13 protein-coding genes and 1 pseudogene are annotated in these 16,832 nt (G+C 69.6%); 13 read left to right on the top strand and 1 reads right to left on the bottom strand.

The window, feature by feature from the left end; all coding sequences use genetic code 11:
• The first annotated feature begins 10 nt into the window (after positions 1-10).
• The 13 genes from ACGFIK_RS08945 to nuoN all read left to right on the top strand — a co-directional run bounded on the left by ACGFIK_RS08945 (position 11) and on the right by nuoN (position 15,941).
• Positions 11-688 carry an NADH-quinone oxidoreductase subunit B family protein gene (locus ACGFIK_RS08945; RefSeq protein WP_013731019.1) on the top strand — a complete coding sequence of 226 codons (678 nt, stop codon included), beginning with the start codon at positions 11-13 and terminating at the stop codon, positions 686-688.
• Positions 685-1,416 (top strand): NADH-quinone oxidoreductase subunit C, encoded by a 732-nt coding sequence (locus ACGFIK_RS08940; RefSeq protein WP_327023229.1) that lies wholly within the window; start codon positions 685-687, stop codon positions 1,414-1,416. Before ACGFIK_RS08945 ends, ACGFIK_RS08940 begins: the two co-directional genes overlap by 4 nt.
• Entirely contained in the window at positions 1,413-2,738 is a 1,326-nt protein-coding gene (locus ACGFIK_RS08935; RefSeq protein ID WP_393338589.1) for an NADH-quinone oxidoreductase subunit D, read from the top strand. Before ACGFIK_RS08940 ends, ACGFIK_RS08935 begins: the two co-directional genes overlap by 4 nt.
• Positions 2,735-3,772, top strand: coding sequence for an NADH-quinone oxidoreductase subunit NuoE (nuoE, locus tag ACGFIK_RS08930; protein WP_393338586.1), 1,038 nt, complete (start codon positions 2,735-2,737; stop codon positions 3,770-3,772). Before ACGFIK_RS08935 ends, nuoE begins: the two co-directional genes overlap by 4 nt.
• Positions 3,769-5,085 carry an NADH-quinone oxidoreductase subunit NuoF gene (nuoF, locus tag ACGFIK_RS08925; protein WP_393338583.1) on the top strand — a complete coding sequence of 439 codons (1,317 nt, stop codon included), beginning with the start codon at positions 3,769-3,771 and terminating at the stop codon, positions 5,083-5,085. Before nuoE ends, nuoF begins: the two co-directional genes overlap by 4 nt.
• Positions 5,085-7,580 carry an NADH-quinone oxidoreductase subunit G gene (locus tag ACGFIK_RS08920; protein ID WP_393338581.1) on the top strand — a complete coding sequence of 832 codons (2,496 nt, stop codon included), beginning with the start codon at positions 5,085-5,087 and terminating at the stop codon, positions 7,578-7,580. The genes nuoF and ACGFIK_RS08920 overlap by 1 nt, the downstream gene beginning before the upstream one ends.
• Complete coding sequence (nuoH, locus tag ACGFIK_RS08915; RefSeq protein ID WP_327023224.1) at positions 7,577-8,923, top strand: NADH-quinone oxidoreductase subunit NuoH; 1,347 nt, start codon at positions 7,577-7,579, stop codon at positions 8,921-8,923. Before ACGFIK_RS08920 ends, nuoH begins: the two co-directional genes overlap by 4 nt.
• Positions 8,924-8,939: 16 nt before the next feature.
• Positions 8,940-9,563 carry an NADH-quinone oxidoreductase subunit NuoI gene (gene nuoI, locus ACGFIK_RS08910; protein ID WP_327027315.1) on the top strand — a complete coding sequence of 208 codons (624 nt, stop codon included), beginning with the start codon at positions 8,940-8,942 and terminating at the stop codon, positions 9,561-9,563.
• On the top strand, positions 9,560-10,330 hold the full coding sequence (locus tag ACGFIK_RS08905) for an NADH-quinone oxidoreductase subunit J (RefSeq protein WP_327023223.1): 771 nt from the start codon (positions 9,560-9,562) through the stop codon (positions 10,328-10,330). Before nuoI ends, ACGFIK_RS08905 begins: the two co-directional genes overlap by 4 nt.
• Complete coding sequence (nuoK, locus tag ACGFIK_RS08900; RefSeq protein ID WP_131307288.1) at positions 10,327-10,644, top strand: NADH-quinone oxidoreductase subunit NuoK; 318 nt, start codon at positions 10,327-10,329, stop codon at positions 10,642-10,644. Before ACGFIK_RS08905 ends, nuoK begins: the two co-directional genes overlap by 4 nt.
• Positions 10,645-10,656: 12 nt before the next feature.
• Complete coding sequence (nuoL, locus tag ACGFIK_RS08895; protein ID WP_393338576.1) at positions 10,657-12,615, top strand: NADH-quinone oxidoreductase subunit L; 1,959 nt, start codon at positions 10,657-10,659, stop codon at positions 12,613-12,615.
• A 100-nt stretch (positions 12,616-12,715) separates the two neighbouring features.
• A complete protein-coding gene (locus ACGFIK_RS08890) occupies positions 12,716-14,248 on the top strand; it encodes an NADH-quinone oxidoreductase subunit M (RefSeq protein ID WP_357529361.1) in 1,533 nt (510 codons plus the stop codon).
• Positions 14,249-14,390: 142 nt separating this feature from the next.
• Positions 14,391-15,941 (top strand): NADH-quinone oxidoreductase subunit NuoN, encoded by a 1,551-nt coding sequence (gene nuoN, locus ACGFIK_RS08885; protein ID WP_327023220.1) that lies wholly within the window; start codon positions 14,391-14,393, stop codon positions 15,939-15,941.
• Between the two features lie 129 nt (positions 15,942-16,070).
• Here nuoN and ACGFIK_RS08880 read toward each other — a convergent pair.
• Positions 16,071-16,832, bottom strand: a pseudogene (locus tag ACGFIK_RS08880) (hypothetical protein); the annotation flags it as partial.

Genomic DNA, 16,832 nt, shown 5'->3' with positions numbered 1-16,832 from the left:
AGGAACCCAGATGGGTATCGAGGAGAAACTTCCCGCCGGTGTCCTGCTCACCTCGGTGGAGAAGCTGGTCAACTGGTCGCGCAAGTCCTCGGTCTGGGGCGCCACGTTCGGCCTGGCCTGCTGCGCGATCGAGATGATGGCCGCCGGTGGGCCCCACTACGACATGGGTCGCTGGGGCATGGAGGTCTTCCGGGCCTCGCCCCGACAGGCCGACCTGATGATCGTCGCGGGCCGGGTCAGCCAGAAGATGGCCCCGGTGCTGCGCCAGATCTACGACCAGATGGCCGAGCCCCGGTGGGTGCTCTCCATGGGCGTCTGCGCCAGCAGCGGCGGCATGTTCAACAACTACGCCATCGTGCAGGGCGTCGACCACGTCGTACCGGTCGACATGTACCTGCCCGGCTGCCCGCCCCGGCCGGAGATGCTCATCGACGCGATCCTCAAGCTGCGCGAGAAGATCGGCCACGAGCCGCTCGGGGCTAACGGACGCAAGATGCTGGCCGCCCGCGAGGCACGCGGTGACGTGCCGGTGGTGCCCTACGGCTCGATGCCGTCGTCGTACCGCAGCGACAAGGCCCGGCGGGCCGAGTGGACGAAGGCTGTCCGCGAGGGCCGCGAGGAGCAGCTGCGGATCGAGAACTGGATGAAGGCCCAGAACCACCTCCAGCCGTACCGGGGGATCAAGTGACTGACTCCAAGCCGAGCACCGGCGGCGTACCGGTTCCGGTGACGCCGGCCGGGGCCACCAGCGGTGCTCCCGCCGAGCTTCCTCCGGCCGCACCGGCCGGGCGGGGCATGTTCGGCAACCAGGGCACCGGCGACGTCTCCGGGTTCGGTGGTCTGGTCCGACCGCACCGCCCGATCGAGAGCTCACCCCGGCCGTACGGTGGCTACTTCGACGAGGTGCACGACGCCCTGGAGGAGGCCTACCCGGCCTTCGGCGAGGCGATCGAGCAGGTCGTGGTCGACCGTGGCGAGCTGACCCTGCACATCCGGCCGGAGCGCATCGCCGAGGTCTGCCAGGTGCTGCGGGACGACCCGGCGCTGCGCTTCGAGCTGTGCTCCTCGGTCTCCGGGGTGGACTACCTCGGCGCCGACGCCCGGCGGCTGCACGTGGTCTACCTGCTGACCTCGATGACCTACCGGCGACGGGTCCGGCTGGAGGTCGCGGTCTCCGCCGAGGAGCCGCACCTGCCGAGTGTCACCGCCGTCTACCCGACGGCCGACTGGCAGGAGCGGGAGGCGTACGACATGTTCGGCGTCATCTTCGACGGTCACCCGGCGCTGACCCGGATCCTCATGCCGGACGACTGGGAGGGTCACCCGCAGCGTAAGGACTACCCCCTCGGCGGCGTGCCCGTGGAGTACAAGGGCGCCGAGATTCCGCCGCCCGACAAGCGGAGGTCGTACCAATGAGTGCGTCGAACTACGCCACCGAGCGCGAGACCACCGAGGGTCGCGTCTTCAACGTCACCGGCGGGGACTGGGACGACGTGGTCTCGGGGGTCGACCCGATCAACGAGGGTCGGATCGTCGTCAACATGGGCCCGCAGCACCCCTCCACCCACGGGGTGCTCCGACTGGTCCTGGAGCTGGAGGGCGAGACGGTCCGCGAGGCCCGCTCGGTCGTCGGCTACCTGCACACCGGCATCGAGAAGAACCTGGAGTACCGCAACTGGGTCCAGGGTTCGACCTTCGTGACCCGGATGGACTACCTCTCGCCGATCTTCAACGAGACGGCGTACTCCCTGGCGGTGGAGAAGCTGCTCGGCATCACCGACGAGGTGACCGAGCGGGCCAACACCATCCGGGTGCTCATGATGGAGCTGAACCGGATCTCCTCGCACCTGGTCTGGGTGGCCACCACGGCCATGGAGCTGGGCGCGATCAACATGATGCTCTACGGCTTCCGGGACCGTGAGTACGTCCTGGAGATCTTCGAGCTGATCACCGGCCTGCGGATGAACCACGCGTACGTCCGGCCGGGCGGTGTCGCCCAGGACGTGCCGGACGAGGCGATCGTCAAGATCCGCGAGTTCCTCAAGCTGCTGCCGAAGCGGCTCAAGGAGTACGAGGACCTGCTCTCCGGTCAGCCGATCTGGTTGGAGCGGACCCGCAACATCGCCGTGCTCGACGTCACCGGCTGTGTGGCTCTCGGCGTCACCGGCCCGGTGCTGCGCTCCGCGGGCCTGGCCTGGGACCTGCGCAAGACCATGCCGTACTGCGGCTACGAGACGTACGAGTTCGACGTGCCGACCCACGCCGACGGCGACGTCTGGGGCCGCTACCTGGTCCGGATGGCCGAGATGCGGGAGTCCCTCAAGATCATTGAGCAGGCGGTCGACCGGCTCAAGCCCGGCCCGGTGATGGTGGCCGACAAGAAGATCGCCTGGCCGGCCCAGCTGGCCATCGGGGTCGACGGCATGGGCAACTCCCTGGAGCACGTCGCCAAGATCATGGGGCAGTCGATGGAGTCCCTGATCCACCACTTCAAGCTGGTGACGGAGGGCTTCCGGGTGCCGCCGGGCCAGGTGTACGTGGCCGTCGAGTCGCCTCGCGGCGAGCTGGGCGTGCACGCGGTCTCCGACGGTGGTACCCGGCCGTACCGGGTGCACTACCGGGAACCCAGCTTCGTCAACCTCCAGGCCCTGCCGGCGATGGCCGAGGGCGGCCTGATCGCCGACGTGATCGCCGGCGGCGCTTCGCTGGACCCCGTGATGGGAGGTTGTGACCGGTGACTACGGTCTTCACCGACGAGACCCGGGCCCGGGCGCGGGAGATCATCGCCCGTTACCCGGCCGACCGGTCGCGCTCGGCCCTGTTGCCCCTGCTGCACCTGGTGCAGTCCGAGGAGGGCTACGTCTCTCCCGCCGGCGTGGCGTTCTGCGCCGAGGTCCTCGGCCTGAACAAGGCCCAGGTCGGCGCGGTCGCCAGCTTCTACACCATGTACAAGCGCCGGCCCACCGGTGACTACCTGGTCAGCGTCTGCACGAACACCATGTGCAACGTGCTGGGTGGCCAGGAGGTCTACGACACCCTCACCGAGCACCTCGGTGTCGGGCACGACGAGACCACCGAAGACGGCAAGATCACCCTGGAGCACGCCGAGTGCCTGGCGGCCTGCGACTACGGCCCGGTGATGACGGTCAACTACGACTTCTTCGACGGAGTCGACCCGCAGACCGCGGTGGGCCTGGTCGACGAGCTGCGGGCCGGTGGCCGGCCCACCCCGAGTCGGGGTGCCCGCCTCTGCACCCTCAAGGAGATGTCGGTCCAGCTCGCCGGGTTCGCCGACGAGCGCGAGGGTGCGGTCGCCGACGGCGTGCCGGGTGAGCCCTCCCTGCGGGGTCTGCTGCTGGCCCAGCAGCACGGCGTCTCCGCTCCGGGCTTCGACCCGAACACCCCGATCCGCAGCGGCAAGGCGGAGGAGAAGCCGGCCCCGGCCACCCCGGCCAAGGCGGCACCGACCGGCAGCACCGCCCCGGACGTGGCGGCGCCGGACCGCAAGTCGCCGCAGGTGCGTACCGCCGAGACCCGCCAGCCGGACGCGAAGACCGCCGTGCCGGACGCCCCCGGCACCAAGGTCCCGACCGACGGTGCGGCGCCCACGTCGCCTGACGCCCAGGCGGCGGAGGCGGCCGGAGTGGCGGCCAACAAGCCGGCCGCCGACGCCAAGCCCGCCGGCGACGACGCCGAGGCGCAGGAGCGCAACCTCAGCGAAGCGGAGTCCGCCACCGGCGACGCCGCGAACGACAAGGGGGCTCAGAAGTGACCACGCCTCGGCCCGAGACCCTGGCCAAGCTGACGCCGGTGCTGACCAAGCGCTGGCTGTCGCCGGACGCCTGGCGGATCGGCACCTACGAGAAGCTCGACGGGTACGCGGCGCTGCGCAAGGCGCTGAAGGCCCACCCGGACGACCTGATCCAGCTGGTGAAGGACTCCGGCCTGCGGGGCCGGGGTGGCGCCGGCTTCCCGACCGGCCTCAAGTGGGGCTTCATCCCGCAGGGTGACGGCAAGCCGCACTACCTCGTGGTGAACGCCGACGAGGGCGAGCCGGGCACCTGCAAGGACCTGCCGCTGATGACCCACGACCCGCACTCGCTGGTCGAGGGCGTGATCATCGCCTCGTACGCGATCCGGGCCAACCGCGCCTACATCTACATCCGGGGCGAGGCGGTGCACGCCGCGCGTCGGCTGCGCAACGCCGTGCAGGAGGCCAAGGCCAAGGGCTACCTGGGCAGGAACATCCTGGGCAGCGGCTTCGACCTCGAACTGGTGGTGCACTCCGGCGCCGGGGCGTACATCTGCGGCGAGGAGACCGCCCTGCTGGACTCCCTGGAGGGCTTCCGGGGGCAGCCCCGGCTGCGTCCGCCGTTCCCGGCCACCCACGGCCTGTACGCCAGCCCCACCGTGGTCAACAACGTCGGCACCATCGCCAGCGTGCCGTACATCGTCCTCGGTGGCGCGGACTGGTGGAAGTCCATGGGTACGGAGAAGTCCGCCGGCCCGATGATCTACTCCCTCTCCGGCCGGATCGCCAACCCCGGCCAGTACGAGTGCGGCCTCGGCATCACCCTGCGCGAGCTGATCGAGCTGGCCGGCGGGATGCAGCCCGGGCACAACCTGAAGTTCTGGACCCCGGGTGGCTCCTCGACCCCGCTGCTCACCGCGGAGCACCTGGATGTGCCGATGGACTTCGAGGGGGTAGCCGCGGCCGGCTCGATCCTCGGCACCACGGCCACCCAGATCTTCTCCGACCAGGACTGCCCGGTCTACGCGACCTACCGGTGGCTGGAGTTCTACCACCACGAGTCGTGCGGCAAGTGCACCCCCTGCCGGGAGGGCAACTACTGGATGGTGCGGGTCTACCGGCGCATCCTGGCCGGTCAGGGCACCCACGACGACCTGGACACCCTGCTCGACACCTGCGACAACATCCTCGGTCGTTCGTTCTGTGGCCTGGGTGACGGCGCCACGAGTTCGGTGACCTCCTCCCTGAAGTACTTCAAGCAGGACTACCTCGACTACATCGAGGGCCGGACTGCGCCGAAGTTGTCCGACAAGCAGTTGGTGGGAGCCCACTAATGACGGACGTAGCGAAGTCGACCGAGACGGTCACCCTCACCATCGACGGTGTCGAGGTCACCGCCCCCAAGGGGGCGCTGCTGATCCGGGTGGCCGAGCAGATCGGCACCGAGATCCCCCGGTTCTGCGACCACCCGCTGCTGGCCCCGGCCGGTGCCTGCCGGCAGTGCCTGGTGGAGGTGGAGGGGCAGCGCAAGCCCGTCGCCTCCTGCACCCAGACGGTGGCCGAGGGCATGGTGGTCCGTACCCAGCTCACCTCTCCGGTCGCCAAGAAGGCGCAGGAGGGGATCATGGAGCTGCTGCTGGTCAACCACCCCCTCGACTGCCCGATGTGCGACAAGGGCGGCGAGTGCCCCCTGCAGAACCAGGCCATGTCGACCGGGCGTACGGACTCCCGGTTCCACGAGCACAAGCGGGAGTACCCCAAGCCCCTGCCGATCAGCACCCAGGTGCTGCTCGACCGGGAGCGGTGCGTGCTCTGCCAGCGCTGCACCCGGTTCTCCGAGGAGATCGCGGGCGACAAGTTCATCGACCTGATGAACCGCTCCTCCGCCGAGGAGATCAACATCTACCGGGACGAGGCGTACGGCGAGGAGGGCGACGAGGGGGACGTTCCGTTCAACTCGTACTTCTCCGGCAACACCGTGCAGATCTGCCCGGTCGGCGCCCTGACCGGCACCCAGTACCGGTTCCGGGCCCGCCCCTTCGACCTGGTCTCCACCCCCAGCGTCTGCGAGCACTGCTCGGCCGGCTGCGCCCAGCGCACCGACTGGCGTCGGGGCAAGGTGCTGCGCCGGCTGGCCGGCGACGACCCGCAGGTCAACGAGGAGTGGAACTGCGACAAGGGCCGCTGGGGCTTCCAGTACGCCCGCGCCGCCGACCGGCTCACCGTCCCCCTGGTCCGCGACCAGAGCACCGGTGAGCTGCGGGAGGCCTCCTGGAGCGAGGCCCTTCAGGTCGCCGCCGAGGGCCTGCGGGCCGCCCGGGACGGCGGCCAGGGGACCGGGGTGCTCACCGGTGGCCGGCTGACCGTCGAGGACGCCTACGCGTACGCGAAGTTCGCCCGGGTCGCGCTGAACACCAACGACATCGACTTCCGGGCCCGGCCGGTCTCCCGCGAGGAGGCCGACTTCCTGGCCAGCACGGTCGCCGGCAGCACCGAGGTCACCTACGCCGACGTCGAGAAGGCCCCGGCGGTGGTGCTGGTCGGCCTGGAGCCGGAGGAGGAGTGCCCGATCCTCTTCCTGCGCCTGCGCAAGGCGTACCTGAAGAACAAGCTCAAGGTGTACGCGATCGCCCCCTTCGCCACCCGCGGCCTGGAGAAGCTCGGGGCCAAGCTGGCCCGGGTGGTGCCGGGCGAGGAGGCCGGGGTGCTCGCCGAGCACGCCACGGTCGCCGAGGCGCTCAGCGCCGAGGGTGCGATCCTGATCGTCGGCGAGCGCCTGGCCACCGTGCCGGGTGGGCTCTCCGCCGCCGCCGAGGTCGCCGCGCGTACCGGTGCGAAGCTGGCCTGGGTGCCGCGGCGCGCCGGTGACCGGGGTGCGGTCGACACCGGTTGTCTGCCGAACCTGCTGCCCGGTGGGCGTCTGGTCACCGAGCCGACCGCCCGTGCCGAGCTGGGTGAGGCCTGGGACATCCCGGCCGGGGTGATCCCGAGCCAGGCCGGTAGGGACACCGACGGCATCCTCGCCGCCGCTGCCGCCGGTCAGCTCGGTGCGCTCGTGGTGGCCGGGGTCGACCCGGCCGACCTGGCCGACCCCCGGCTGGCCGAGCAGGCCCTGGAGGCGGTGCCCTTCCTGGTCAGCCTGGAGCTGCGGGCCACTGCGGTGACCCGCCGGGCGGATGTCGTCCTGCCGGTCGCCGCGGTGGCCGAGAAGGCCGGCAGCTTCCTGGACTGGGAGGGCCGGCTGCGTCCCTTCGAGGCCGTGCTGACCACCGCCGCGATGACGGACGGCCGGGTGCTCGACGCGCTGGCCGCGCAACTGGACGTGCGGCTGGGCACCGGGGACGTGCTGAGCGTCCGTCGCGAGCTGGGCGGACTGCCGGTGACCCGGATGACCCGGCCGGCGGCCCCCTCGGTCGCGGCCAGTCCGGTGCCGCAGCCGGGTGCCGGCGAAGCGGTCCTGTCGACCTGGCACCAGCTGATCGACCTGGGCAGCCTCACCGACGGTGACGAGTACCTGGGTGGCACCGCCCGTCCGCCGGTGGTCCGGCTGGGCAAGGGCACCGCCGAAACCCTCGGTGTCGCCGACGGCGACCCGGTGACGGTGGGCACCGACCGGGGGGCGCTGACCCTCCCGGCGGCGATCACCGAGATGCCGGACGGCGTGGTCTGGCTGCCCACCAACTCGCCCGGCGCGACCGTGCGACGCAGCCTGGGCGCGACCTCCGGCGCGGTGGTGCGGATCTCCGCCCCCGGCACGACCGGGTCGGTGGCCGCCGACGCGGCCGGCCGTCCGGGCCCGCTTCTCAACTCCTCCGGGGGTGTCGCATGAACCCGCTAGCTCAGGCCCCGTCGCTGACGGACTTCGGCCACGACCCGTGGTGGCTGATCCTCGGCAAGGTGCTCTTCGCCTTCGTCGTCGCTCTGCTCGGCACCCTGCTCGGTGTCTGGTTCGAGCGGCGGGTCGTGGGGCGGATGGCGGTCCGGCCGGGCCCGAACCAGCTGGGCCCCTTCGGTCTGCTCCAGACCCTCGCCGACGGCCTCAAGATGGCCTTCAAGGAGGACATCCTCCCGAAGGCGGCGGACAAGGTCATCTACTTCTTCGCCCCGGCCATCTCGATGATCTGCGCGGTCACCATGCTGGCGGTGATCCCGTTCGGCCCGATGGTGAGCATCTTCGGCCACCAGACCCCGTTGCAGGTCACGGACGTGTCGGTGTCGGTGCTGGTGGTGCTGGCCCTGTCCTCGATGGCGGTGTACGGCATCGTGCTGGCCGGTTGGGCCTCCGGCTCGACCTACCCGCTGCTCGGTGGTCTGCGCTCGACCGCCCAGCTGATCTCGTACGAGGTGTCGCTGGGTCTGTCCATCGTGGCGGTGTTCATGCTCGCCGGCACGATGTCCACCAGCGAGATCGTGGCCGCCCAGGGCCAGGGTGTGACCCTGAACCTGTTCGGCGCGGAGCTTCCCGGCCCGGGCTGGTACGCGCTGCTGCTCTTCCCGAGCTTCGTGGTCTTCTTCATCTCCATCGTCGGTGAGACCAACCGGCCGCCCTTCGACATGCCCGAGGCGGAGTCGGAGCTGGTCGCGGGCTTCATGACGGAGTACAGCTCGCTGAAGTTCGCCCTGATCATGCTCAGCGAGTACGTCGCGATGGTCGCCATGTCGGCGTTCACCGTGACCCTCTTCCTCGGCGGCTGGTACGCGCCGTGGCCGATCAGCATCTGGTCGGGCGCCAACTCCGGCTGGTGGCCGATGCTCTGGTTCTTCGCCAAGGTCATCCTGCTGGTCTTCGTCTTCGTCTGGCTGCGCGGCACCCTGCCCCGGCTGCGCTACGACCAGCTCATGCGCCTGGGCTGGAAGGTGCTCATCCCGGTCAGCCTGGTCTGGATCGTCTTCCTGGCGACCTGGCTCAAGGTGCAGGACTGGGAGCGCAACGACCGGCTGGTGGTGTTCGGCGTACTCGGTGGTCTCGGACTGATCGCCGCGCTGTTCTGGCCCAACCGTAAGCCGGAGCAGAAGCCGAGCCTGGCCGAGCAGATCGAGAACCGGCCGCAGGGCAGCTTCCCGCTGCCCCCGCTGGACCTTCAGGTACCACCGAGCCCGCGTACCCGGCGCATGGTCGCCGAGCGGGAGCCGGCCAACGCCCCCGCCGGCCAGGACTCTGAGGAGGTGTGACGTGGCGATCACCGGAATGTTCAAGGGCTTCGGGGTCACCTTCTCGCACATGTTCAAGAAGGTCGTCACCACGGACTACCCGTTCACCCCGCCGACCCCGGCCCCCCGCTACCACGGGCGGCACATTCTCAACCGTCACCCGGACGGTCTGGAGAAGTGCATCGGGTGTGAGCTGTGTGCCTGGGCCTGCCCGGCGGACGCGATCTACGTCGAGGGTGGCGACAACACCGACGAGCAGCGGTTCTCGCCGGGCGAGCGGTACGCCAGCGTCTACCAGATCAACTACGCACGGTGCATCTTCTGCGGACTGTGCATCGAGGCCTGCCCGACCCGCTCGTTGACCATGAGCAACGAGTACGAGCTGGCCCGGGACAACCGGCAGGATCTGATCTTCACCAAGGAGCAGCTGCTCGCGCCCCTGCTGGAAGGGATGGAGCAGCCGCCGCACCCGATGCGTCTCGGTGACAGCGAGAAGGACTACTACGTCGGCAGCCTGACCAACCCGGGCACCTCGGCCGGGGCCGAGCGCTCGCCGATGGGGCCGGGCCGCTACCAGGTGGACGAGCACCCGGGGGTCACCTTCCCCGGTGCCGAGCAGGCCGCCCAGCGGGCTGCGGCGGAAAAGGGAGAGACGGCATGACCACGTCGACGGTGCTCGCCGCCGCGGGGGCGGTCTCCGGCGGGGAGGCGGTGACCTTCTGGATCCTCGCCCCGCTGGCGCTGGTCGGTGCGATCGGCATGATCGCGGCGCGGAACGCGGTGCACTCGGCGCTCTGGCTGGTGCTGACCATGCTCAGCCTGGGCGTGTTCTACGTGCTCCAGGCGGGGCCCTTCATCGGCATGGTGCAGATCATCGTCTACACCGGCGCGATCATGATGCTCTTCCTGTTCGTCCTGATGCTCGTCGGCCGGGACGCCTCCGACTCGCTGATCGAGGTGCTGCGCGGGCAGCGGATCGCCGCGATCGGGCTCGGGGTGGGCTTCGCCGGCCTGCTCGGCAGCGGTGTCTACCGGGCCACCCAGGACACCGTCCCGGTCGGCCTGGAGCAGGCCAACGCGGGCGGCAACGTGCAGGGCATCGCCCGGCTGCTGTTCACCGACTACGTCTTCGCGTTCGAGTTGACCGCGGCGCTGCTGATCACCGCCACCATCGGCGGCATGATCCTGGCGCACGTCGAGCGGCGCAAGGAGGACCGGCGCGACCAGGTGGCCACCATGAAGGCCCGCTTCGTGCCCGGCAACTACCCCGGCCCGAAGCCCGGCCCGGGTGTCTTCGCCACCTCCTCCTCGGTCGCCACCCCGGCCCGCCTGCCGGACGGCCGGTTGAGCGACCGGAGCACGCCGGACATCCTCCCGGTGCGCGAGCTGACCGCCGAGGAGACCACCCTGAAGGGCACTGAGAAATGAGTGACTTCTTCTCGGTCGAGCCGAACTACTACCTCGTCCTCGCCGCGGTGCTGTTCACCATCGGCGCGGCCGGGGTGCTGATCCGGCGCAACGCGATCGTGCTGTTCATGTGTGTCGAGCTGATGCTCAACGCGGCCAACCTGGCGTTGGTCACCTTCAGCCGGATGAACGGTGACCTCAACGGCCAGATCATGGCGTTCTTCGTGATGGTGGTGGCGGCGGCCGAGGTCGTGGTCGGGTTGGCCATCATCATGGCGATCTTCCGCACCCGGCGCTCCGCCAGCGTCGACGACGCCAACCTGCTGAAGTACTAGAGGGGCCCACCGGTGGACGAAATTCTGACGTACGCCCAGGCTGCTCCGGCCGAGACGGTCTCGTACGCGACGGCCGACGGCCTGCTGAGCAGCGTCTGGCTGCTGGTGGCGATCCCGCTGATCAGCGCGACGGTGCTGCTGCTGCTCGGACGGCGGGCCGACCGTTGGGGGCACTGGCTCGGCGTCGCCTCCGTCGGCGCGGCGTTCGTGCTCGGGTTGACCTACTTCCTCGGCCTGCGGGGCCTGGAGAACAAGTCGGTTCAACTGAGCCTGTGGGACTTCATCGCGGTCGGTGGCCTGCACGTCGACTTCGGCCTGCTGTTCGACCCGCTGGCCGGGGTCTTCGTCCTGCTGATCACCGGGGTGGGTTTCCTGATCCACCTGTACGCGGTCGAGTACATGGCGCACGACCCGGGTCGTCGGCGGTTCTTCGCCTACTTCAACCTGTTCGTCGCGGCCATGCTGCTGCTGGTCCTCGGCAACAACTACGTGATGCTGTACTTCGGCTGGGAGGGCGTCGGTCTGGCGTCGTACCTGCTGATCAGCTTCTGGAACACCAGGCCGGCCGCGGCCACCGCCGGTAAGAAGGCCTTCCTGATGAACCGGGTCGGCGACGCCGGTCTGGCCATCGCGATCTTCATCATGTTCGCCACCCTGGGCACCACCCAGTACGACGAGGTCTTCAACGGCGTCGGCGCACTGGCCGGCGGTACCGTGCTGGTGCTCGGCCTGCTGCTGCTGCTCGGTGCGGCCGGTAAGTCCGGTCAGTTCCCGCTCCAGGCCTGGTTGCCGGACGCCATGGAGGGCCCGACCCCGGTGTCGGCGCTCATCCACGCCGCGACGATGGTCACCGCGGGTGTCTACCTGATCGCCCGGTCCAACATCATCTTCTCGGCGAACACCACCCTGCAACTGGTGGTGGTGAGCGTCGGCGCGCTGACCCTGGTGATGGGCGCGATCATCGGCTGCGCCAAGGACGACATCAAGCGGGTGTTGGCCTGGTCGACCGTCAGCCAGATCGGCTACATGTTCCTCGGTGTCGGCCTGGGCGGCGCGGCGTACGGGCTGGCCATCGTGCACCTGCTGGCGCACGGCTTCTTCAAGGCCAACATGTTCCTCGGTGCCGGCTCGGTGATGCACGGCATGAAGGATCAGGTGGACATCCGCCGCTTCGGTGGCCTCTCCAAGTACATGAAGATCACCTGGTTGACCTTCGGTGCGGGCTGGCTGGCCATCATCGGCATGATCCCGTTCTCCGGGTACTTCTCCAAGGAGCCGATCATCGCCGCCGCCTTCGAGCGGGAGGGCTGGACGGCCTGGCTGTTCGGTGGGGCCGCGGTGTTCGGTGCCGCGCTGACCGCCTTCTACATGACCCGGTTGTTCATCCTGACCTTCCACGGGCCGAAGCGGTGGACCACGGACATCGAGCACCCGCACGAGTCCCCGCCGCTGATGACCATCCCGCTGATCCTGCTCGGCATCGGCTCCCTCGGCGCCGGTTGGCTGCTGGCCACCTCGGTGCCGGACTGGCTGACCGCCACGGCCGGTCTGGGTGCGACCGAGGCGCACCACGACGCAGTGCTGCCGCACTGGGCGATCGTGGCGCTGTCGCTGGGTGTCACCGCGCTCGGTGCGCTGCTGGCCTGGGTCATGTTCCGTGGCGGTACGGCGATCGAGCCGCAGCCGGCCGGGGTGCTGGTCACCGCCGCCCGCAAGAACCTCTACACCGACACGGTCAACGAGGCGGTCTTCGAGAAGCCGGGCATCTTCCTCACCCGGGCGCTGGTCTACCTGGACAACCGGGGCATCGACGGACTGGTCAACGGTCTCGCCGCCGGTGTCGGCGGTGGCTCCAGCCGCCTGCGGCGGATGCAGACCGGCTTCGTCCGGTCGTACGCCACCTCGATCCTGACCGGCGCGCTGCTGGTGGTGGCCGCCTTCCTGGCCGTGCAGGCGGGGTGGTTCGCGTGATCCACCTTCCGGGGTCGGGGAACCGCGCGGCTTTCCCGACACTCTCCCAGGCGGCCGTCACCGGCGGACCGCGCTTCGACGACGGAGGTAAGGCCGCATAATGTCCGACTTCCCGTTCCTCTCGGTGCTCACCGTGGCGCCGCTGGTCGGCGCAGTGGTGGTCGCCCTCCTCCCGCGCAGTCGGCCGACGCTGGCCAAGCAGGTCGCGCTCGGCTGGTCTCTGCTGGTACTCGCCCTGTCCGTGGTCATGTGGGTGACCTGGCAGGTCGACGGCGAGCGCTTCCAGTTCCACGAGTCGTACCCGTGGATCCCCAACTGGGGGGTCAACTTCACCTTCGCCGCCGACGGCATCGCGCTTGTCATGCTGATGCTGATCGCGGTGCTGGTGCCCCTGGTGATCCTGGCCTCCTGGCACGACGCGGAGTCCTCGAAGCGCTCGGTGCCGGCCTACTTCGCACTGCTGCTGGTCCTCGAATGCACGATGCTCGGTGTCTTCGCCGCCGCCGACATCTTCCTGTTCTACGTGTTCTTCGAGGTCATGCTGGTGCCGATGTACTTCCTGATCGGCAGCTACGGCGGCCACCAGCGGCAGTACGCGGCGGTCAAGTTCTTCCTCTACTCCCTGGTCGGCGGTCTGTTCATGCTGGCCGCGGTGATCGGCCTATGGGTGGTCGGCGGCAAGACCTTCGACTGGGTGGCGCTGTCCCAGGTGGACATCTCCACCGGGGCGGAGCGCTGGCTGTTCCTCGGGTTCTTCATCGCCTTTGCGATCAAGGCGCCGTTCTTCCCGTTCCACACCTGGCTGCCGGACGCCGGTGGCGCGGCGCCGGCCGGAGCCGCCGCCCTGCTCGTCGGGGTGCTGGACAAGGTGGGCACCTTCGGCATCCTGCGCTACTGCCTGCCGCTGTTCCCGGACGCGGCGCAGTGGTTCGCGCCCTGGGCGCTGGCCATCGCGGTGATCGGCATCATCTACGCCGCCCTGCTGGCGGTGGGGCAGAACGACCTGAAGCGGCTGGTGGCGTACACCTCGATCGCCCACTTCGGGTTCATCGGGGTCGGCATCTTCGCCTTCACCACCCAGGCCGGTACGGGTGCGGTGCTCTACATGGTCAACCACGGCCTCGCCACCGGGCTGCTGTTCCTGGTGGTCGGCATGCTGGTCACCCGTCGGGGTTCGGCGCTGATCAGCGACTTCGGTGGTGCCGGCAAGTTGGTGCCGGTGCTGGCCGGGGTGCTCTTCTTCGCCGGTCTGGCCTCCCTGGCCCTGCCCGGTACCGCGCCGTTCGTCTCCGAGTTCCTGGTGCTGATCGGCACCTTCACGGTTAACAAGCCGGTCGCGGTGATCGCCACCCTGGGCATCATCCTGGCCGCCGCGTACGTGCTCTGGATGGTGCAGCGCACCACGCAGGGCACCCTCAACCCGGAGCTCACCAAGATCGACGGGATGAAGCGGGACCTGAACCTCCGCGAGAAGTTCGTGGTCGCGCCGCTGATCGCCCTGATCGTGCTGCTCGGCTTCTACCCCAAGCCGGTCACGGACGTGATCAACCCCGCCATCCAGGCGACCATGGAGGATGTCGGCCGCACCGACCCGGCTCCGACGGCAGAGACCGTGCAGGAGGCCGCCCGGTGAGTGCGCGCAGTGAGCTTGCTGGTCCGGTGAGCGCGGGGAACGCAGCGCAGCGGATTACCGCAGTCGCGAACGAAAGGTTTGGTCTGGTGAGCGCGAGGAGTGAGCTTGCGAGCCCCGCAGTCGCGAACGGAGGGTGGGTTCAGTGAACGAGTTTGAACTGCCGCCGATCGACTACGCGGCACTCGCGCCGATCCTGATCATGATGGGCGCGGCGGTGGTCGGGGTGCTGGTCGAGGCGTTCGTGCCTCGCCGCCTGCGGCACCCCATCCAGTTGCCGCTGGCGCTGCTGGCGGTGCTCGCCGCCCTGACCATGGTGGTGTTCAACGCCGACAAGCGGCTGATCACCATCGGGGTGATCGCCATCGACGGGCCCACCCTGTTCCTCCAGGGCGGGATCCTGGTCCTGTCGGCGGTGGCGTTGCTGCTGATCGGTGAGCGGGCCATCGAGCGGGGTGGCGCGTTCGTCGCCCAGGCCGCCATCACCGCCGACTCCCCTGACGACCGGCGGCAGATGGAGCGCGCCGGCGGCGCCGGCGAGGTCTACCCGCTGGTCACCTTCGCGGTCGGTGGCATGTTGGTCTTCGTCTCGGCGAACGACCTGCTGACCATGTTCATCGCCCTCGAGGTCTTCTCGCTGCCGCTGTACCTGCTCTGTGCGCTGGCGCGTCGTCGGCGGATCCTGAGCCAGGAAGCCGCGATGAAGTACTTCCTGCTCGGCGCGTACGCCTCGGCCTTCTTCCTGTTCGGTCTGGCCCTGCTCTACGGGTTCACCGCCGGGCTGGGCGACCGCCCGGCCGGGGTCGACTTCGCCACCCTGCACGCGGCGGTGGCCAACTCGACGCAGAGCCCGGTGCTGCTGTTCGCCGGTATGGCCCTGGTGGCGATCGGTCTGCTGTTCAAGGCCGCTGCGGCCCCCTTCCACGTCTGGACCCCGGACGTGTACCAGGGTGCGCCTACCCCGGTGACCGGTTTCATGGCCGCCTGCACGAAGGTGGCCGCCTTCGGTGCCCTGCTGCGGGTGTTCCATGTCGCCTTCGAGGGTGCCCGCTGGGACTTCACCCCGGTGCTCGGTGTGGTGGCGGTGCTCACCATGCTGGTCGGCGCGGTGTTCGCGGTGACCCAGACCGACATCAAGCGGCTGCTGGCGTACTCCTCCATCGCCAACGCCGGGTACCTGCTGGTCGGTGTGCTGGCTCCGGGCGCGGACGGGCTCTCCGGCACGATGTTCTACCTCGTCGCGTACGGCTTCGCGGTGCTGGCGGCCTTCGCGGTGGTGACCCTGGTGCGGGACGCCGACGGCGAGGCCACCCACCTGTCCCGCTGGGCGGGGCTGGGTCGGCGTTCCCCGCTGTACGCGGCCGTGTTCACCTTCATCCTGCTGGCCTTCGCCGGTATCCCGCTGACCAGCGGGTTCACCAGCAAGTTCGCGGTCTTCGGGCCGGCCCTGGAGGGCGGGCAGGTCTGGTTGGTGATCGCGGGTGTGCTGACCAGCATGGTGCTGGCCTTCCCGTACCTGCGGGTCGTGGTGATGATGTGGCTGTCCGAGCCGGGTGAGTCGACCCCAACGGTCACCGTGCCCGGTGGGCTGACCTCGGCGGCCCTGGTGATCGGTGTGCTCGCCACCCTGGTCCTCGGCGTGGCACCGGCACCACTGCTGGACCTGGCCTCCAACGCGGCCGAGTTCGTGCGGTAGCGGTAGACCCTGCTGACGAGGGCCGGCCCACGACTGTGGGCCGGCCCTCCTCGTGTTTTGACCGTTGTGTGGGCAGGGTGGTCTGGCGATGTGGTGTGGGTGTGTTCGTGGTGGTGTGGGGGTGGGGTGTTATTTGCCCTTGTGGATGGCGTTCTTGCGGATGACGGGGTAGCGGGTGCGGCGTTTGCGGCGTTTTCCGGCGGGGCGGCCGGGTCCGGGGTGGCCGGGTTTCGGGTGGCCTGGTGGTTGCCAGGCGTTGCGTAGAGCGGGCGAAACCTGTCGGCGGGTCTGGCCGGGAGTCGGGGTGGTGGTGGCGGGTTCCCAGGGCAGCCGGTGGTGGGTGAGGTGGGTGCGGGTGCAGAACAGGTGTAGGTAGGCGTAGGCGTGTAGGCGGAGCCAGGTGGTCAGGGTGTCGGGTTGGCGGGGGTGGAAGTCCGGGGCGTGGGCGGTGGTCTTCAGGTAGCGGAAGTAGTGCTCGATGTCGTAGCGGGTCAGGTAGGTCATGACGAGGGTGAGCAGGTCGTGGCGGGTGCCGGAGTACCAGAGTGCGAGGTCGCCGGCGCGGCGGCTGGGGCGTAGGTGCTGGACTCGGGCGAGGAGCACGGTGCCTTCGACGATCGGGAGGGTGGTCTGGTCGGTGAAGCCGCGGCTGGTCCGGGTGAGTTTGGGGTGGACGTGGTGCCAGGCCCGGACGGTGACGGTGCCGTAGATGCCGACCGGGCCGCTGACACCGGCGTCCGGGTGTAGGTCGGGTTCGCGCAGGGTCAGCCGGAATCCGTGTCGGCGGGGCCGGCCTCCGAGGGGGTGCGCGGCCCGGCGTTCGGGTCTGGTCCACATGGTCTGCGAGGTCGCGAGCCTGACCAGGACGTCCGCGGGAATCCTGCGTTCGCG

This window comes from Micromonospora sp. NPDC048871 (assembly GCF_043198155.1).
Classification (GTDB): Bacteria; Actinomycetota; Actinomycetes; order Mycobacteriales; family Micromonosporaceae; genus Micromonospora.
The sequence above is the reverse complement of the archived record's forward strand: the minus strand, read 5'-3'. Positions and strand labels throughout refer to the sequence as shown.